This is a genomic window from Cellvibrio sp. UBA7671, from assembly GCA_002483145.1.
Taxonomy (GTDB): Bacteria; Pseudomonadota; Gammaproteobacteria; order Pseudomonadales; family Cellvibrionaceae; genus Cellvibrio; species Cellvibrio fibrivorans.
Genome location: DLHJ01000014.1, coordinates 328,513 through 348,832 on the forward strand (window position 1 = coordinate 328,513; position 20,320 = coordinate 348,832).

15 protein-coding genes are annotated in these 20,320 nt (G+C 49.1%); 9 read left to right on the top strand and 6 right to left on the bottom strand.

Going from position 1 to position 20,320, the window contains the following annotated elements; translation table 11 throughout:
- Positions 1–47 precede the first annotated feature (47 nt).
- The 6 genes from B4E62_RS13180 to treS form a co-directional block, all read right to left on the bottom strand.
- Positions 48–1,031, bottom strand: coding sequence for a malate dehydrogenase (locus tag B4E62_RS13180; RefSeq protein WP_331352368.1), 984 nt, complete (start codon positions 1,029–1,031; stop codon positions 48–50).
- Between the two features lie 217 nt (positions 1,032–1,248).
- On the bottom strand, positions 1,249–2,715 hold the full coding sequence (locus B4E62_RS13185) for a dihydrolipoyl dehydrogenase (protein WP_331352369.1): 1,467 nt from the start codon (positions 2,713–2,715) through the stop codon (positions 1,249–1,251).
- 121 nt (positions 2,716–2,836) lie between these two features.
- The gene (locus B4E62_RS13190) at positions 2,837–3,547 is read right to left on the bottom strand and encodes a polysaccharide deacetylase family protein (RefSeq protein WP_331352370.1); all 711 of its coding nucleotides are present in this window, start codon (positions 3,545–3,547) and stop codon (positions 2,837–2,839) included.
- On the bottom strand, positions 3,528–4,031 hold the full coding sequence (locus B4E62_RS13195) for a YkoP family protein (protein ID WP_310070622.1): 504 nt from the start codon (positions 4,029–4,031) through the stop codon (positions 3,528–3,530). The genes B4E62_RS13190 and B4E62_RS13195 overlap by 20 nt, the downstream gene beginning before the upstream one ends.
- Positions 4,032–4,093: 62 nt before the next feature.
- Positions 4,094–5,443 (bottom strand): MGDG synthase family glycosyltransferase, encoded by a 1,350-nt coding sequence (locus B4E62_RS13200; protein ID WP_331352371.1) that lies wholly within the window; start codon positions 5,441–5,443, stop codon positions 4,094–4,096.
- A gap of 215 nt (positions 5,444–5,658) precedes the next feature.
- Entirely contained in the window at positions 5,659–8,916 is a 3,258-nt protein-coding gene (gene treS, locus B4E62_RS13205) for a maltose alpha-D-glucosyltransferase (RefSeq protein ID WP_331352372.1), read from the bottom strand.
- A 284-nt stretch (positions 8,917–9,200) separates the two neighbouring features.
- Between treS and B4E62_RS13210 the strand changes: the two genes are divergently transcribed.
- The 9 genes from B4E62_RS13210 (at position 9,201) to B4E62_RS13250 (ending at position 20,254) form a co-directional block, all read left to right on the top strand.
- Positions 9,201–9,716 carry a DUF4142 domain-containing protein gene (locus tag B4E62_RS13210; protein WP_310070612.1) on the top strand — a complete coding sequence of 172 codons (516 nt, stop codon included), beginning with the start codon at positions 9,201–9,203 and terminating at the stop codon, positions 9,714–9,716.
- Positions 9,717–9,831: 115 nt separating this feature from the next.
- On the top strand, positions 9,832–10,203 hold the full coding sequence (locus B4E62_RS13215; RefSeq protein ID WP_331352373.1) for a termination factor Rho: 372 nt from the start codon (positions 9,832–9,834) through the stop codon (positions 10,201–10,203).
- 51 nt (positions 10,204–10,254) lie between these two features.
- A complete protein-coding gene (locus B4E62_RS13220) occupies positions 10,255–11,364 on the top strand; it encodes a mechanosensitive ion channel family protein (protein WP_331352374.1) in 1,110 nt (369 codons plus the stop codon).
- Between the two features lie 44 nt (positions 11,365–11,408).
- On the top strand, positions 11,409–13,238 hold the full coding sequence (gene treZ, locus B4E62_RS13225) for a malto-oligosyltrehalose trehalohydrolase (protein ID WP_310070603.1): 1,830 nt from the start codon (positions 11,409–11,411) through the stop codon (positions 13,236–13,238).
- Between the two features lie 102 nt (positions 13,239–13,340).
- Complete coding sequence (locus B4E62_RS13230; protein ID WP_331352375.1) at positions 13,341–16,277, top strand: malto-oligosyltrehalose synthase; 2,937 nt, start codon at positions 13,341–13,343, stop codon at positions 16,275–16,277.
- Positions 16,261–16,788, top strand: coding sequence for a DUF2934 domain-containing protein (locus B4E62_RS13235; protein ID WP_331352376.1), 528 nt, complete (start codon positions 16,261–16,263; stop codon positions 16,786–16,788). Before B4E62_RS13230 ends, B4E62_RS13235 begins: the two co-directional genes overlap by 17 nt.
- A 28-nt stretch (positions 16,789–16,816) precedes the next feature.
- Positions 16,817–19,036 (top strand): glycogen debranching protein GlgX, encoded by a 2,220-nt coding sequence (glgX, locus tag B4E62_RS13240; RefSeq protein WP_331352377.1) that lies wholly within the window; start codon positions 16,817–16,819, stop codon positions 19,034–19,036.
- 156 nt (positions 19,037–19,192) lie between these two features.
- A complete protein-coding gene (locus B4E62_RS13245; protein WP_310070594.1) occupies positions 19,193–19,564 on the top strand; it encodes a DUF883 family protein in 372 nt (123 codons plus the stop codon).
- Between the two features lie 267 nt (positions 19,565–19,831).
- Positions 19,832–20,254 (top strand): PRC-barrel domain-containing protein, encoded by a 423-nt coding sequence (locus tag B4E62_RS13250; RefSeq protein WP_310070592.1) that lies wholly within the window; start codon positions 19,832–19,834, stop codon positions 20,252–20,254.
- Positions 20,255–20,320: the final 66 nt, after the last annotated feature.

Below are 20,320 nucleotides of genomic sequence, written 5' to 3' on the forward strand. Positions count from 1 at the left end.
GCTGCTTCTCACAAAGCAGCGGCATTTTTTCATCAACTTATTGCGAATTACGCTGGCAGCAATTCTTTTACTGCGTCGCGCTCTTCTTGCAATTCTTTCTCGGTCGCTTGCATACGCGCACGTGAGAATTCATTGATTTCCAAACCTTGTACGATTTCCCAATCGCCGTTTTTGCACACGCATGGGAAAGAGTAGATCAGGCCTTTTTCGATGCCGTAAGAACCATCGCTGTATACACCCATGCTCACCCAATCGTTCGCTGGAGTACCCAGAGCCCAATCGCGGATGTGGTTGATTGCCGCGTTAGCAGCTGAGGCTGCAGAAGAAGCACCGCGTGCAGCAATGATTGCAGCACCACGTTGTTGTACGGTTGGGATGTAATCTGCTTCGTACCAAGCTTGGTCAACCAGGCTCAATGCTGGTTTGCCGTCAACCAAGGTGTTGTGCAGGTCTGGATACTGGGTAGATGAGTGGTTACCCCAGATGAGCGCTTTGGTGATGTTGTTGATGCTGGTACCGGTTTTGGTGGCCAACTGTGACAGCGCACGGTTGTGGTCCAAACGGGTCATCGCAGTGAATTGACGTGGGTTGATGTTTGGAGCGTTGCGTTGAGCGATCAAGGAGTTGGTGTTAGCTGGATTGCCTACAACCAAAACTTTGATGTTGCGTGACGCATGGTCATCAATCGCTTTACCTTGCACAGAGAAAATAGCGGCGTTAGCTGCCAAGAGGTCTTTACGCTCCATGCCTGGGCCACGTGGACGTGCGCCTACCAGCAATGCGTAATCTGAGTCTTTGAAAGCAACAGCAGGATCATCGGTAGTAACAATGCCAGCCAACAGTGGGAATGCACAGTCATCCAACTCCATCGCCACGCCTTGCAGGGCTTTGAGCGCCGGGGTGATTTCCAGCAATTGCAGGATTACTGGTTGATCTTTACCCAACATGTCGCCAGCGGCAATGCGGAACAACAAGGAATAGCTGATTTGGCCAGCGGCGCCAGTGACGGTAACTCTTACAGGTGCTTTCACGATGAGACTCCATTTATTCGGGTGATATTGGATAGGAAACGAAAGTTCGGCATTGTGTGCCAGGGTTTACTACTAAGACGGGTGGGCATTATAGGCATTTGGGCAAAAAATTCACCCTGTTAATGCGTATGAATGAGAAAGGCTCGCAGATTTCGTCCGCGAGCCTTGACTCAAAACCAGATCGGTCATTAATGAAGCAATGAGCGAACGCTTGCCTCTAAGCGCCCGGGCCACAATCCAGGCAGGCGTCCGGCACCCGCGCCGTTTTATGCAACTTATGATTAAGATCGCGTAAAGCCGTGCGCATCCCCTCTTCCAGTACGGGGTGATAGAAAGGTAACTCGAGGAGTTGGGACACGGTCATCCGCATTTGTATAACCCACGCCAGCTGGTGGGCGATATGTTCCGCTGCAGGACCAAACATTTCAGCGCCTAACAGTAAACCTGTGCCTTTTTCACCGTAGACTCGCAGCAGTCCGCGGTTTTTATTCATTACACGGGCGCGCCCCTGATTTTCAAAGCTGACTTCACCGATTGCATAACAATTGCCGCAATTTTTTCTGATTTCCTCCAAATTCTGTCCGACACTGGCAATTTGCGGATCGGTAAATACAATGCTTAACGGCGTTCGCCGCAAGCCAGCGCGTATATCTTCAGGGTTTCTTAACGAACGTCCTGCATTACCGCCTGCAATTCGTCCTTCATCAGCAGCCTCATGAAGCAAAGGGATGTCATTGGATACATCGCCCGCTATATAAATTGAACTGGAACCGCACTGCCCTGTATACCGATCATGAAATGGAATTCCTCTATGATCCAATTCGATATCTGCATTTTCCAACGCGAGTGTATCGATGTTCGGCCGACGTCCTGTTGCAGCAAGCACATAATCAAAAGCTTCCTCGACCATTCCTTTTTCGCGATGACGATATTCAACAATCACCGAATCCTTTTCGGTGCGCACAATATTGATAAAGGCATTTAAATCCAAACAGAATTCGCGGTTGAATTCAGCATCCGCATATTCACTGATTGCTGGATCTTTAATGAAAGTAAGCTCGCCGTTTTTACCAAACACGGCAACCTTCACACCCAGCCGGCTCAATGCCTGCCCCAATTCCAACCCGATTACACCAGCACCAAAAATTGCAACCGATTTGGGTAAGTTGTCCAATTCAAACAAGTCGTCACTGGTTAACAAGCGCCCGCCCACCCCCTGAAGAAAATCGGGAATGACGGATATTGAACCAGTTGCGATAACAATTCGTTCAGCACGCACTTGCGACACGGAACCATCAGCACCGGTTAGTTCCAGTTCGCGGGTGGAGATAAATTTAGCTTGGGCTTTGATTTTATGTTGAATGGGAAATTCATCAATAGCCTCAACGACAGAACCGACAAATCTATCCCGCTCATACCTGATACGTTTCAAAACCGCTTGCCCATTGATAAAGAGCGTTGGGTAATCCACTCCAAACACACCATTTTGGCTGGCGTGATGGGCGTGATCAGCCGCTGCAATAAGCAATTTACTCGGCATACAACCAACGCGTGCGCAGGTTGTTCCGTAAGCACCGCCCTCGATCAGGACAAGGTTATCAGTGTAGTTTCGCGCTTCGCGGTAAGCGCTCAAACCGGCAGTGCCGGCGCCAATGACAGCAATATCAACGTGACGTATTTTCATCAAATCCTCGCAATAGAAAAACATCACTTAATGTATAAATTCACACCAGTTGATTCGGTACGGCAACCCACATATACCCGAACCTGCTAGCCTCGCACGACAGTGGTTTACAATATTCTCCTTAGTCGGCGCGATATATAACCTCATCAAGATTACGTGCCACCAAACATTTATCCGCAAGCGCGCGAAGAAAACCGGGTAAACATTGATAAGTAATATCGGGATGATTGTGCCCGGGCCTTCCATCATGCATGAGCACAATATCCCCAGACTTTATTTGATCCAAACGCCTCGTTATACCCACTTTGGTTCCGCAAAAACCCCAATCAATAATACTGCGGCTCCACAACACCGTAGTCATTTGCTCGCTGTGTGCTTGCACGCGCATAGCAGTGCGCAAACGTCCAAAGGGCGGGCGAAACCAGCGCGGTGTTATTCCGGCAATAGTGTTAATCACCAAATTTGTTTGAACCACTTCTTGCTTAGCTTGTTCTGATGACATCACCCAGGGATGACGGTGACTGTAAGTGTGGTTACCGATGGAATGCCCCGCTTGCAGTATCTGCTCTACCAAATGAGGAAATTGCTCGGCCGCCTTACCTAATACAAAAAAAGTCGCCTTAGCCTGATGATCGGCCAGCACATCAAGTATTTTCGGGGTATATAACGGGTCTGGCCCATCATCAAAGGTTAAACAAATCGAATGAGCCGGCTTGATTTCTGATAATGCAATAATGTCTGGAGCTGGCACTTTATGCACAGGCGGAGGCAAAACCCGATTGACAGATGAAACAGAGGCGAGCCCTGTATTGTTAATGAATAAGAGGCTCATGCGATGACTCCGGCGTAAAATTTTTAAGTAAACTTTGGCGGGTCAACCAATAGGCATGCGGTTGAACGCGATTTTTTTCCGCCGCCGCAAGATGCGGAAAAAATGTGTTTAACAGAATTTTAAAATATAACGTCCGCACCTGATTCAACATAGAATCTGGTAGGCGCTCAATAAGAAAACCCAATTTTTCGCCATGTGGTGGTAACCAGCTAACACCGTGAAACGCTTTTACCATGACAAATTTTTCGTTCGCAATTACATCCAGCGCCAATTTCCTTAGAGATGACAAGATTAGCTTCCTGAATCGTAAAGCGTTGCGGATGTAATCTTTTGGATTAGCCGAAGAGCTGGCAAAACATTCGCGATTAAAATGTAAGATGGCTAACCAATCTCCAGGCTCAATCCAGGTGCCATCATTCATAATACGACGTTCACCCGCGTATTTTTCAAACGAAAAACTCAGTAACTCGTCAAATTTTTCCACGCCGTGAGTGCGGCGCCAATAGGCGTCGTACCAGCACATAAATCGATAGAACAAATGGCTCTTCATAATCCGAAAGCGCTTGTCGGCTCTATATAACGGTCGTCATCCTGTTGCAGGATATTTTCCAGCTCTGCAACAACTGCCATAGCCGCATCAGGCCGACCCAATTGATAAGCGTTTCTTTTCATATTTCGCAACAGTTCTGTATTACTGAACAGCTCATCTAATACCTGCGGCAATTGCTCCAAGCCCGCTTGCAGCCCCACTTTATTGGTTTGCAAAAATTGCACGTTATGCGCTTCTTGCCCACCTAAACAGCAGGTAGCAATAAAAGGTCGTCCACACGCTAGCGTTTCACTTAAGGTTAAACCACCGGGTTTACCCACAACCACATCGGCAGCGCAGATCAAGTAACTGATATCGCTGCACCAGCCATACAATCTAAAACGATGCTGATGATGCCTGGCTAGTTGTTGCAATGCCTCCATATCAGCCGTGTGCTTCCCTGCCGTCACCAATATTTGATAATTGTGATACTCGTCATTCAATAATTTTTGAACTGCATTTAAAACACCTATGCTGCACTGACCTCCAGTTATTAAAACGGTTGGACATGAATCCAATCCAAGATGTGCACGCGCTTGGGACTGGGTAGGAATATTGGAAAATGCTGGCACCAAGGGGATTCCCGTTACTTTTATACGGTCTGCGGCTATACCCTGCTTGCGTAACTCTGCAGCAACGTCTTCATGACTAACACAGTAGGTGTCCGTGGTGTTGCGCACCCATACACCATGTACACCGTAATCGGTAAGCACACCTATCACTGGTTGTTTAATCAAGCCTTTTTTAATGGAGTGCGATAGCAATGCATTAGGGTACATTTGGGTAGCAATTAAAATATCCGGTTTATATTCATTGACAAACTTTCTTACACGCGCAGCAAGAATGTTAAAAATCAACACGAGCAACCCTTGGGTCAGGAGCCTTCCGGCTGGAATTTTTTCGCGGTTGCAAATGCTGTTAATCAAGGTATTTAATAACGCACTATCAAGACTTTTGTAAAATACAGGCAGTGAAAACCGGGAACGCTCAAACACTTCTGGAAAAAATCGTCGCTGCTGCTCTTCAAGAAAATCTATCAAGTTTTGATCCGCAGGAATTTTTCCTGCGAGTTGGCGATAGAAATTTTTGTCCATGTCATACAGTTTTTGATACAGCTCTGGCTGTTCTGCAGTCATCCTGAGATAACCGTCCTGAATGGCATTACTCACGTGACTATCGAGCAGACTGGTGATATTTAAATATTCCGTTTCAATACCGGGATACCGGCACTGGAGCGCCATATCAATGGCCTCTGCAGCGCGGGTGTGGCCGTAACCGGGACTAGACGTGAGAAATAGGCATTTCATAATATTTCCTTTTTAAAATGCAGCGTATTTGTAACAGGTTTATCGTCATAATCTGCATGAGCAACAACGATTAGCTTACAAACAAAGCTGCTTGTGTATCAATGAGAGCTTAAGATTAATCACCTCTTATGCGATCTTCGGTACGCCAAACCACATATGAACCACTTCCTAAAACAGCGCTGTTTATACCCTTAGCGGAATAAAAAGGTTATTCGTTAATATTGGTACTTGAGGATCATTTCAGTTAAATCGCGCAAGGGTACATCTAACCAATCCGGGCGGTGCTCCGCCTTAATAATTTCACGCGCACGATTATCCAAACAAAACAGTGCAAGCGCTGCGGCTTCACCACCGCGTTGCGACCAGTGTTGAGCCAGTTCATTCGCAGCACCCACATAGGCATCATAAAAAGCCACACTGGCCGCAGAGGTGTAAGCAACGATTAAACGACGAATTTCTTCACTATCGGACGACACGTTAGTTGTCTGCGCGTTGCGAATGGCCAACGCCGCAGCATCATTAAATGCACACAACATATCGGCGACATCCCGCAATGGATTTTGGTGGGAGGCATCTTCAAAATTTACGAAATAGGCATCACCCGCCACGACCAGTACCTGTGCCAGATTGAGGTTGCCATGAATACGTGTGCGTATACCACCGAGTGCGCGAGTGCCGAGTTGCGCCATTAACTGCTGTATTTTTTCTGCACGTGCGATCAGCCAATTCGCATCGCGCGTGTTTTGATTACGTAATATTTCCAGCGCTTTGGCAAACCGCCGCCCAATAGCGTCTACCCATTCTGCTGTGTCTGCGGCGTGAATTGGCCGCACACCAAAACGTGGATCATCACTTGGCTGTGCCAATACAACATGCATTTCGCCCAATCGCTGGCCGAGTAAATTAGCAAAGCTTTTTAATTCCCGCAGTGCCGGGTATTGCATGTCCATTGAAGAACTGCCGGCTGAAAGCTGGTCGCGCAATGCACGCTGTAAGGTATTTTGCGTCCACTGCCATGCATCTCCCTGATTGCTAATAAAATCTTGCAAGATGATCAATGTGAAGGTTTCACCTTGTGCATTGACACGCTTCATCTCACCATAAATGGGCGCAATATTCGGAAATTTGTGGTCGCCAAGGTAGGCGCCAATCTCTACTTCAGGGTGAATACCGGCGAACACTTTACGCAGCGGCTTCAAGCGCATTTTCTCGCCGATAATGACTGAACCATTGATGCTCATTGTCGGTGCGAGATTAATATCCTCATCCAGAGTCGCATCAAAACTCGCCAACATTGGTCGAGCAATAAAATGCAACTCACCAGTACCAAAAGGCAGTACCGCTGACTCGCGCATGTAGCGCATTAGCTTGCGACTAAAGTCCGGCAGAGTGAATGCATCTGTCAGTAAACCCACGCGCCGTTTTTGGCGTAAGCGCGCTAAAGCTAATTGTTGTGCGGGTGTCCCCGCCAAATGATCAGCCACTACTCCCATTGGTAAAAAATATATTTCTTCCGTTGCGTCGCGCTGGACGGCTACTTCCGTCAATACCATCAGATCAGAAGGGTCGCCTAAAGGAAGCGCATAGCGCAGCTCTACTGAGGAAATTGGACGCCCCGACAACGCAAACCAGGGGCATTTCGGCAAATACACGGGTAAGGATTCGGTCTCGATATGCGTGCGCACCGGTTCGGATTCAATTAATTCAAGCAGGCTCTGCTTGATAATAATGGTCGTGAGTTCAGGCATAGGTTCGACTGGCGCCACATACCAGCTGGGCATTTGCGCCTCATCCACCAATAAAAACCAATAAAAACCATAGGGTGGCAAAGTGAGTTGGTAATTCAATTTACTGATCAATGGAAAAGAGGTTCCGCCAATAAGCTCAACCGGAATTTTTCCGGCATAGGCTGACAAATCCAACTCAGCTGCCTGTGCTGCACGGCTCACATTTGCCACGCACAAAATAATTTCACTCACACCTTCCGCACTTGAATACTCACGCAAATAAGCGAGTATCCTGCGATTAGCCGGAGTCAGCATTTTTAAATTGCCGCGCCCAAACGCTTTTTGCTGCTTGCGAATAGCCAGAATACGCCGCGTCCAATTGAGCAGCGAATGCGTATCGCGCGCTTGCGCTTCCACATTCACACTTTGAAAACCGTAAAGTGGATCCATAATTGCCGGGGCGATAAGACTGGCCGGATCAGCGCGGGAAAAACCGCCATTGCGATCATCGGACCACTGCATGGGTGTGCGCACACCGTGACGGTCACCGAGGAAAATATTATCGCCCATGCCGATTTCATCGCCGTAATACAAAGTCGGTGTGCCGGGCATTGAGAGCAGCAAACTATTTAATAATTCAATGCGGCGGCGGTCACGCTCAACCAGTGGTGCCAAGCGGCGGCGTATGCCCAAATTAATCCGCGCCCGCTGATCGGCTGCATAGTGATTCCACAAATAGTCGCGCTCTTGATCGGTCACCATTTCCAGCGTTAATTCATCGTGGTTGCGCAAGAAAATTGCCCACTGGCAATTGGTGGGTATCTCCGGCATTTGCCGCAAAATATCGATAATAGGAAAGCGGTCCTCCTGCGCGATAGCCATGTACATGCGCGGCATCAATGGAAAATGAAATGCCATATGACATTCATCGCCGTTGCCAAAATATTGCTGGATATCTTCCGGCCACAAATTGGCTTCGGCTAACAGTAAGCGGTCTGGGTAATTTGCATCTAATTCGGCACGAATTTTTTTCAATACCTCATGGGTTTCCGGCAAATTTTCATTGCTAGTTCCCTCGCGTTCAACCAGATAGGGAATTGCGTCCAAACGCAAACCGTCAACACCTATATCGAACCAAAAGCGCATGATACTCAGCACTTCTTTTAGTACGTCGGGATTATCAAAATTTAAATCCGGTTGGTTGCTGTAAAAACGATGCCAAAAATATTGACCTGCGAGCGGGTCCCAGGTCCAGTTGGAACTCTCAGTATCTGAAAAGATAATTCGTGTCCCTTCATATTTTTGATTGGTATCAGACCACACATAAAAATTTCGCGCTTTGGAACCTTTTTTTGCGCGTCGGGATTTCTGAAACCAAGCATGCTGGTCAGAGGTATGGTTAATGACCAGCTCAGTAATAATCCGCAAGCCCCGCTTATGCGCCTCGGTAATAAATCGACGCACATCACCCAAGCTGCCATACGCAGAATGCACACTGCGGTACTCCGCAATATCGTAGCCATCATCGCGCATAGGTGAAGGATAAAAAGGCAATAACCAAATAGCATTGACGCCGAGGTCAACAATGTAATCCAGTTTCTCCATTAACCCTACAAAATCCCCTACTCCATCATTATTAGCATCAAAAAACGACTTGACATGCGCCTGATAAATAATGGCGTCTTTGTACCAGGTGATGTCATTGAGAAAATCGTTCTTGAGAAAATTGTTGCTTTTTTCAGTCATAGAAATGCGCTTCCACGCGATAGGATTGCTAATAGGTATAACTGAACGACAACTATCCCACTGTGCGGCACATAACATATGCATCTATTTCGCTGGCGGCGTTTACGTATTCCACCTTTTTTAACTTTTTTAGTTATAGGTTAGATACCACACCGAAGCCCCTCATTTTTCTTGGCAGGATTAACCTAAGGTAGGTAGTGAACCTATCGTCAAACCAATCTGGTTAAACCGATTAATTTTTCAAACCAGATTTATAAGGATTAATCCAAAAAGAGGTACTAACGATGACTATCAAAAAACTACTGACTAATAGCGCGCTTGTGTGCATTTTCGGTGCAACCTCGAGCCTGACCTTTGCTGTAGATAAAATTGACGCAGATGATTTTGTCGAAGAAGTGTCGGCCAAAGGTGTCGCCGAAGTTGAAGGTGCAAAACTGGCATTGGAGAAATCAAGCTCACCCGATGTGCAAGCATTTGCACAAAAAATGATTAGCGATCACACCGCTGCCAATATGGAATTGGCAGGCATCGCAAGCCGGAAAAATCTTGAGGTGTCGGATGAAGCAGAGCTGACTACCAAAGCAAAGAAATTCGTATTGGAGCAACGCGATGGTGAATCCTTTGACGAAGCCTATGCAAAAAATCAGGTTTCGGCTCACGAAGATACTATCGAGCTGTTTCAGCAAGCTGCAGTGTCTGATGACGCAGAAATCGCCGCATTTGCCAAACAAACTCTACCCAAATTGCAACACCATTTAAAAATGGCAAAAGCGTTGGTCGCTGCGCACGACAAGGAATAAATCAGCAACTTCCTTCTGCTGCGTAGCGATTTGATCGCTGCGCTGCAGGCGGCGTTATTCTGAAAACGGAAATTCAGCAACGCTTTCTAATAGCACAAAAATCCGGGAGATTCATATGGCTATCGGCAGCAAGCAAAAATATACCGACGCCCAAAAGCGAAAGGCGGAACACATTGAAGACAGTTATGAAGCCAAAGGCGTTTCGCATGAAAAAGCGGAACAAATTGCATGGGCCACGGTAAACAAACAATCGGGCGGTGGAGAGCGCTCCGGCTCTGGCACTACGACACCGGAAACGACAAAAGAAGCGGCGCGTAAAGATTCGGCGGAGCATGCAGCAGAAACACGTCAAGCAAAAGCTGAACCCAATGCACTTGAAAAGCAATCCATCGCCGCATTGAGATCGAAGGCGCGTAAAAAACATATCAGCGGCCGCTCTACAATGAGTAAAGTTGAGCTCATTCTGGCACTAAGACAGAAGCGCTGATATTACGCCGCAAAATTCAGTGCGTAAAAACGCGTTAATAAAGGCATAGTCATGAATTTCAACTGGGCAGAGCATGTTCCTGAATTAACTTTTTTAGCAACGGCGCTAATTACCCTTGTTGTACTTTCATTAGTAGCACCAGGGGTTACGTTTTTATTGACACGTATAGCCAACCCATTTTCGTTTGCGCGCGATTTACTTGAACGCGTCAAACCGCCGCTGCATTTTTTAATACCCCTTATTGGTTTGCAAATAGTGTGGCGTTCAGCACCAGAGACGTTGCGTTTTGCAGGTGCTGTCAACCATCTTATTACGCTGGCTATTATTGGCGTAATTATCTGGCTGGGATTACGTTTTGTAGACGCAGGCCGTCAGGTGATTTTCAAACGTCACCCCATTCAAGTGAGTGACAACCGCACGGCACGAAAAATTCACACACAGACACAAGTGCTCGTACATACACTCTCTTTTTTCGTTATTTTATTCGGCGTCGCCGCCATGTTGATGACTTTCCCCGGTGCAAAACAAATCGGCGCCAGCTTGTTAGCTTCTGCGGGTTTAGCAGGTCTGGCAGTAGGTTTCGCGGCGAAACCCGTGTTAGGTAATTTGATCGCAGGATTACAGATCGCAATCACCCAACCTCTTAGTCTCGACGATGTGGTGATTGTGGAAAATGAATGGGGGCGCATCGAAGAAATTACCAGTACTTATGTGGTTATAAAAATATGGGATGAACGGCGATTGATAGTCCCGCTGCAATATTTTATTGAAAATCCATTCCAAAACTGGACTAGGGAATCCACCCAATTATTAGGTTCATTATTTTTATGGGTCGACTATGCAATGCCGCTTGATCCCTTGCGCAGTGAACTGGAGCGCTTGTGCAAACAAAATCCTGAATTATGGGACGGCCGCGTAAGCAACATCCAGGTCACTGATACCAGCGATAAAGCCATTCAGTTACGCATTCTGGTTAGCTCCAGCAACGCCAGCAATAGTTGGGATTTGCGCTGCCTGCTACGTGAAAAACTGGTGCAATTTATTGCCACTAACCATCCGGATTATCTACCGCAGTTGCGCACTAATTATTTTGAAGACTCAGCAACTATCGACTTTCAACCAGCTAAAAAAAATCGTGATAGCACTCCGGCAGCCGATTAAACATTGCGATTGCCTCTACGCAAAAATACGCGGAGCAGTTTGATATGCCTTATAGCACCACCACTAAAAGCGCTTTTACCAAATATGAAAGCGTGCAAGAAACTTATTCACATGGCGCCTTTCCGTTACCGGATGGCACTACACGCTTTTCACTGTGGGCTCCCGATGCGGACAAAGTTGATGTCAGCTTGGGGGATGGGCGACTTTATCCACTGGAATATAAAAAAAACGGCTGGTACAGCACCCGCGTTGAATGTGTCGCGGGCACAGCTTATCGCTACATCATTAATGGCAAGGCACGAGTACCAGATCCTGCTGCCCGACTCCAACATGGCGATGCCCATGGGTTGAGTTGCGTAGTCGATCAGGCATACCCCTGGCAAACCAATTCATGGGAAGGTTTGCCATGGCACCAGACCGTATTGTATGAGCTGCACGTCGGGCTCATTGGCGGTTTTAGCAAGGTCGAGAGACTGTTGCCTTCGCTGGCACGATTGGGGATAACCGCTATTGAGCTAATGCCCATTAATGAGTTTCCCGGTACTCGCAATTGGGGTTATGACGGTGTCTTGCCTTTCGCCCCGGAGGCGTCTTACGGTACACCTGACGAATTGAAGCGCCTGATTGATACTGCCCACAGCCTGGGCCTAATGGTATTTCTGGATGTGGTCTACAACCACTTTGGCCCGGATGGCAATTATCTCGGTGAGTACGCAAGCGGGTTCTTTCGTCACGACATACACACTCCGTGGGGGGCCGCAATTGATTTTCGCAAGCGCGAAGTGCGCGATTTTTTTTGCGAAAACGCCCTCATGTGGATTTTCGACTATCGCTTTGATGGATTGCGCCTGGATGCAGTACATACGATCAGCGAAAAGGATTTCCTGGTCGAATTGGCCGATCGGGTACGCAGTGCCCTTCCGTTCAATCGCCATGTCCATTTAATTCTGGAAAATGAAGACAATTCCGCCAGTCTGCTGGAAGAGGGGTTCAATGCCCAATGGAACGACGACGGCCACAATGTGCTGCATTACTTGCTCACTGGTGAAGATGAAGGCTATTACGCCGATTTCGCCAAATCCCCTACGGTCAAGCTGGCGCGCTGCCTGGGTGAAGGATTTATTTACCAGGGTGAGATGAGCCATACCGGACGTTACCGTGGTGAACCCAGCGCCCATCTATCGCCGACTGCTTTCGTACTTTTTTTGCAGAATCATGATCAGGTGGGCAATCGCGCGCTAGGCGAGCGCCTGCCCCAAATTGCCGATCCCGATGCGTTGAAAGCTGCGGTTACATTAATGCTCCTCTCGCCCATGATCCCAATGTTGTTTATGGGCGAAGAGTGGGGAGAAAAGCACCCATTTTTGTATTTCACCGACCATGAAGACAATTTGGCCAAAGCGGTACGTGATGGGCGGCGGGCAGAATTTGCGCACTTCACGCAATTTCAGGACCCATCAATGCGCCAACAAATCCCTGACCCCAACGCCATCAGCACCTTTCTCAGCTCCAGAATCGAATTCACCGGAAACAGTGACACTGATGAGCAAGAGGAGGGCCAGCTGTCGGAGCGCGAACGTTGGTGGAGCTTTTACCAGCAGCTACTCACTCTGCGTCGCACCCACGTAACTCCTTTCCTGCCCGGGGCACGCTCGACTGGCACCACCATCATGGGGCCGAGGGCCATACGGGCGGCCTGGATTTTGGGTAACGGTAGCCAGCTGGGTATTTATCTTAATCTGTCGCATTCCCGGGTAATGGCGTCCCCCCCGTGGGACGGTGAACACCCCCTGTTTCGCCATAATGTGGCGGAGTCTGATTACCAGCAAGGAATCCTCCCGCCCTACAGTGCGGTCGTCATTATGCGTCTTTAATCCCTGCTGCCCCTCTGTTAGCTAACCAACAGACAGCAAAGCGCAGGATTTGAGACAAAGCGGGTATTGTTTTAATTGATACCCATGCGGGAACTCAACACGATGCCAGACGTTCGTGCCACTGTCAGACTGCAATTCCATCGCGATTTTACGTTTGATGACGCGATACCCTTGGTCGCCTATTTTGGCGAGCTGGGCATAAGCCATATCTACTCGTCACCCATCCTTAAAGCGCGTGCAGGCTCGCAACATGGATACGATGTCGTCGACCCAACGCAGGTAAATCCGGAGCTAGGCGGAGAGGAAGCGCTGGAGCGGCTAGTCGCCGAACTGCGACGATATGACATGGGCTTGATTGTCGATATTGTCTCCAACCATATGGCCGTAGGTAAGGACGATAACCCCTGGTGGCTTGATGCGCTGAAATGGGGAGCCAAAAGCCGCTACGCCAAGTTTTTTGATATCCAATGGAATTCCCCTGACCCGGCTCTTAAAGGCCAGTTATTAGTTCCCTTCTTGCGGACCAACTACGGCGATGTATTGGCAGCAGGTGAAATAACCGTCCATTTCAACGAAGACACTGGCGAATTCTATGCACGCCACTTTGACCACTATTTTCCGCTGAGCCCTGCCAGCTACAGCCATATCCTGTACAACTCCCCAGATCCGGTTTTGCAGGCATTCGCCCAACCTTTTGCCGCTCTCGAAACCAGCGCCGATGGTTGGCAAGCTGCACCTACTCTGCACCAGCAACTGCGAGAGACCGCCCGGCAACCAGAACAACGCGCAAGTATTGCAGCTGTGCTTGCGCTCTATCGCATTACCCCGAACAACGCAGATACATCCGACCAGCCCGAACCTGCAATAACAGATTCAGATGGGACACAATCAACTGATAACCTCGACAGACTCCATCATCTGCTGGAACTTCAGTATTACCGGCTAGCCAGCTGGCGCACCGCCGCTGACGATATCAATTGGCGCAGGTTCTTCGATGTAAACGAACTGGGCGGATTGCGAGTGGAACGGCAGCAAGTGTTTGAGGCCATCCACGCCAGGATTTTTGAGCTGATTGAGCGCGGGATAATTGATGGGCTGCGTATCGACCACGTGGATGGTTTGGCCAATCCACGCGCTTACTGCCGTAAATTACGCCGCCGTCTTGATCGCCTCGTCCTTGAGCGCCCAACAGAATTAAAAAAGGGCCACCTGCCCCTTTATGCGGAAAAAATACTGGCAGACGGCGAGCAACTTGCGCGGGATTGGATGCTCGATGGCACCACCGGCTATGAATTTATGAACCAGGTATCGCTGTTGCAACACGACCCCAAAGGAGCATTTCAGCTTTACGATTTATGGAGCCGCGTGAGTGGACGCGCAGGAACATTTGAGGAGGAAGTGAAAGAAGCGCGGCGTTTGGTGCTCTCCAGCAATCTGGCCGGGGACGTGGAAACCGTCGCGCAAGGACTGCTATCGATTGCCCGCCTCGATATACGCACCCGCGACCTCACCCTCAGCGCATTGCGCCGCGCGCTGATCGAATTGGTCGTCCACTTCCCGGTCTACCGCACTTATGTCACTGTTTGTGGCCGCACCGCGTCTGACCAGATTGAGTTCTTTAATCGCGCATTGGCGGGCGCGAAGACGACCTTGGCCGAAGCTGATTGGCCACTGCTGGAACATCTTGACCGCTGGCTGGGTGGTGAGCCCTTGCATGAGTTACCCCCAGGCGCAACACGCGATTTGCGGCGGAAAGTACTTGCGCGTTTCCAGCAACTTACATCACCTGCCGCCGCCAAAGCAGTTGAGGACACCGCCTGCTACCGCTCTGCAGTGCTGTTATCACGCAACGACGTCGGCTTTGATCCGCAACATTTCAGCGCCACACCCGCGCAGTTTCATGCGCGCAACAGAGAGCGCGCCAGAAGCTTCCCACATAACTTGCTGACCACCGCCACCCATGACCATAAACGCGGTGAAGATACGCGCGCGCGCCTCGCGGTAATCAGTGAGCGGTCCGTGTGGTTCAGCGAGAAAGTGGCCAACTGGCAAACCGCGGCAAAATCGTTGCGGACCGAGCTACCGGACGGAATCGCGCCATCTCCCGGCGACGAACTGATTCTCTACCAAACACTGCTTGGATGCTGGCCACCCCAACTGGAGGCCGATGATGAAGCGGCGATGGAAGCCTTTCTCACGCGGGTGTTGCGCTGGCAAGAGAAGGCACTGCGCGAGGCAAAATTACGCAGTCATTGGAGCGCACCCAATGCCGAATACGAAGCCGCCTGTACCCGCTTTGTCACTGATCTCCTAACGTCTGGAGACAGGGTCGAATTGCGTGAGGACATTTGCGCTGCGGCACATACCATCGCACCGGCTGGTGCGCTGAATAGCCTGAGCCAGACACTGTTGCGGATGACCTGCCCCGGTGTGCCGGATCTGTATCAAGGCACCGAATTTTGGGATTTCAGCCTCGTTGACCCGGACAATCGCCAACCCGTAGATTTCCTCTCCCGCCGCGCGGCGCTCGCACAGGTAGAACGCACTGCGCCGGCTGATTTAGTTCAGCACTGGCCGGATGGCCGGCTAAAACAATGGCTGATTAGTCGCACGCTCAGCACTCGCAAGCAGTATCCAGCATTATTTTCCGCAGGCGATTACCACGCATTAACGGTGGAAGGCGAGCAGGCAGATCACGTGCTCGCCTTTGTGCGCGAACACAAGGACAACTGCTTGTTGGTCGTGATCCCTCGCCTCACCACTTCGCTACTCGACGATACCGGTTTACCCCTGATTCCAGCCGCTGCTTGGGGAGATACCCAAGTGTTATTGCCTTCACAACTCTCGGGCCGGATTTTTACTCACTCATTGCTCAGCAATGCGCGGTGTCAAGCCCCTTCAGGCCGTTTGCCGGTAGCGCAACTATTGGATGGATTCCCGGTGCATTTATCGATTGCACGCTCCACCACATCCCTTCAACCCAACCCATCCACATTTAAAACACCTACCCCAGGAGAACTGCATGATGAATGCTCATGAACAACGCATCCGCGAATTTGCCCACCAAATTTGGGAATCTGAAGGCTGCCCTACCGGGCATGAATATCGGCATTGGGAGATGGCCTGCAAATTAGTAGAGGCTCAAAAAAGCGTATATCCGCACGAAAAAGTCACCGGCCACATCAAAAGCATCATTGCTCCGGAAGAGCCGTTCGACCCGAATCCAAAACCCGAAATCGATCCCGCGCCGCCGCAACCCGAACAGCCTGCGCAACCCAATGTACCGGTTGACCCTATAGCGCCGGTGCAACCGCCACCGCACATATCGCCAACTCCACCGCCCCAACCTATCCACCCGACCGACCCCGTTCAGCCCGGGAATCCAGCCCAGCCTATTCAGCCAACCGCGAGCAAACCAAAAAAGGCAACCTCAACACCGTCATCGTCAACATCTATGAAAAGTGATGAGGCGAATGCGTCACCCGGCCCGAGGACGACCAAAGCGCGCAAACCCCGCGCCACCAAAAACCAGGATTCAATGAGCCTGTAACAATTGTCTTTGCACAAGGAGAATGGCCATGACCACCAGAGAAAAAATTCATGCGGCAGTAAAGCAGACCATGCGGATTTGCGAGGGAAAACCTTTTCCTCTCGGCGCAACCTGGGACGGACAGGGAGTCAATTTCGCGATTTTTTCTGCCCACGCCACCAAAGTTGAACTCTGCCTGTTTGACCAGCAAGGCAAACGGGAACTTGAACGTATTGAATTACCGGAGTTTACCGACGAAATCTGGCATGGGTATTTGCCGGATGTACGCATTGGGCAGGTTTACGGTTATCGCGTGTATGGCCCCTACGAGCCGGATGCGGGTTACCGCTTTAACCATCACAAATTGCTCATTGACCCCTACGCCAAGCAGTTGGTGAGCGAGCTGAAATGGGATGCCGCTATCTTTGGTTACACGCTCGATTCGCCCGATGGCGACCTGAGCTTCGATGAGCGCGACAGCGCGGCGTTTGTACCAAAAGCAAAAGTCATCGACTCGACGTTTGACTGGCAGGGCAAACATTCCCACAGCGTCGCCTGGGATAAAACGATTATTTACGAAGCACACTTGCGCGGCATGAGCATGCGCCACCCCTCGGTACCGGAACATTTGCGCGGCACGTTTGCGGGCTTGACCAACAAAGACCTACTCAAACATATCAAATCACTTGGCGTCACCAGTCTTGAACTGCTCCCGGTGCATGCTTTTGTACACGACAATCAGCTGCTGGAAAAAGGGCTCAAAAATTATTGGGGCTACAACAGCATTGCGTTTTTGGCGCCCCATTGCGAATACCTTGCCACGGGGGAATTGCGCGAGTTCAAAGAGATGGCAGCAGCACTTCACGATGCAGGTCTGGAGCTCATTCTCGATGTGGTTTACAACCATACCGCCGAAGGTAACGAGCGCGGCCCTACGCTGTCCATGCGCGGCATCGACAACCTCACCTACTATCGGCTAATGCCAGATAACAAACGCTATTACATCAATGATTCTGGTACGGGTAATACGCTGGATCTGTCCCACCCCTGCGTCTTACGGTTGGTCACAGATTCGCTGCGCTACTGGACAATTGATATGGGCGTGGATGGTTTCCGCTTTGATTTGGGCACCATTCTGGCGCGCGAAAAAAACGGCTTCAACGAACGCCACGCCTTCCATGTTGGCTGCCGCCAGGATCCAACGTTAAGTCAGCTAAAACTGATTGCCGAACCTTGGGATTGCGGCTTGGGCGGTTATCAGGTGGGTGCATTCCCACCGGGCTGGGTTGAGTGGAATGATCGCTTCCGCGATACGGTGCGCACCTTCTGGCGTGGAGATAAAGGCAAGCTTCCTGAATTGGCCAGCCGAATTACCGCTTCAGGCGACTTATTCAATAAAGGCGGCCGCAAACCTTATTCATCCGTCAACTTTATCACCGCGCACGATGGTTTCAGCCTGCGCGATTTAGTGAGCTACAACTCACCGCACAATGAGGCCAACGCCGATGAAAATGACCGGGGCAACACTAACAGTTTGTCATTCAATCACGGTGCAGAAGGCCCCACGGATGACCCCGACATTCGCGCAATTCGGCTGCGGCAAATACGCAACTACCTCGCCACATTATTGTTGTCGCAAGGTACGCCTATGCTTCGCGCCGGCGATGAAATTGGCCACACTCAACAAGGCAATGACAATACTTATTGCCAGGACAACGAATTGAACTGGTTGAATTGGGATCTCGATGAAGAAGCGCAAGAGCTGCTCGATTTCACGCGACGATTAATCCAGTTGCGTCACGATTACCCGATCCTGCGCCGCAATCGGTTTTTGGTCGGAAACTATAACGAGACTACAGGCGTTAAAGATGTAACCTGGATTACCCCCAACGGTGATGAAATGACCGAGGCTCACTGGGGAAATTTGGATGCATCCTGCCTGGGTGTAATCATCGACGGGCGTGCACAAGTGTCGGGAATTCAACGCCCGGGGCACGATGCCACATTATTATTAATATTAAATGCGCATGATTTTCCCGTTAATTTCACTCTGCCAGAAGTCGTGAAAGGAATAGGCTGGAATTGTTTGCTCGATACCAACTTAACCGCTGCGAGGTCAGCAGAAATTTTCGACTTTAGTTACACATTCGTAGTAACGCAACGATCGCTATTACTATTTGAACTTCACTCCGAAAACACCAGTGCAATAAATCCAGAAGAAATTTCAACGCTAATAGAGGCTTTACCCATACTCACATCAGAGAAATAGCGAAAATTAAAAAAGGTTTTATAGATAAGTTAGATGTCACACAGACCAAAAACCGGGCTCTATTTAAGATTAAATGGATGGTTGGCAATAGGTGAATAATCCAACCAATTGCCAATAAATATATTTCATTAACCCTTAACGTAGAAGGTAGTTGCCATGTCAATACTATCCCATACCGCCAAAAAAGAAGTAGGCATTAGTAAAGATAAAATTCACGAAGCATCGACAGATATCACCAACGAATTTAAAAGTTTTGTTAGTGATATTGAAAGCCTCGTCAAAGAAACTGCGTCGCTAACTGGCGACGATTTGGCGCAGGCCAAAATCAAAATTAATCAACGCATCAATGCAGCCAAACATCGCTTTAGTCATGCTGGCGACACGGTGCTAACACAAGCGCGGAAAACCGCCGTTCGCACCAATGAGTATGTCCATGAAAAACCTTGGGCTATTATTGGAACCAGCGCACTTGTGAGTTTTGTTTTAGGCATGTTACTTGGCCATCGCGATGAAAGCTCAGCCAAATAACCATTCGAGAGGGGCAATCTTGCCCCTCGTTTTCTTGCCGCTTCGCTATGCTTTTTGCACAACCTCCCTTCCCCTTAATTTTCCTGCAATCTATTTATATCGATAAATCCATCTTCATTGTTTTAATTTCTGATTTTATTTACCTCTGTTAACTCTCGTACAGACCATCAAAAGCTGCTTGGTTATAGTGCGCATAAGATGAAAGGAATTAACTGCGATCCTTTTATTTTAATGATTTTACCCCTGTTAATAATTAGGAGATCAAAAATGAACTACGAAACTCGCGACACTTATGGCATCTATAAAGCAGATCATCACAATGATGGCCCGGGACCACGACTCATGGGAGCAGACACGCTAATAGGTAATGATGTTTGCAATCTCCAAAATGAAGACATTGGTGATATCAAGGAAATTATGCTCGACGTTGCCACCGGCAATATCGAATATGCCGTATTGTCTTTTGGCTCATTTCTCGGTATGGGCGAAAAACTTTTTGCAGTGCCTTGGACTGCTCTTAAACTCGATACTGAAAACAAACGCTTTCTACTTGATGTAGATAAAGATCGACTGAAAAATGCACCGGGATTTGATAAAGACAGCTGGCCAGATTTGGCTGACAAAACCCTGGCAAATGACCTTCATTCCTATTATGGAACCAAGCCTTACACCAGTCGTCTGCGCAATTAATTGCGCGCAAGCATCTGCCCTCGCAATACCGAGGGCGTTGTTTTTGCGGACTAATCGCAGCTGAAC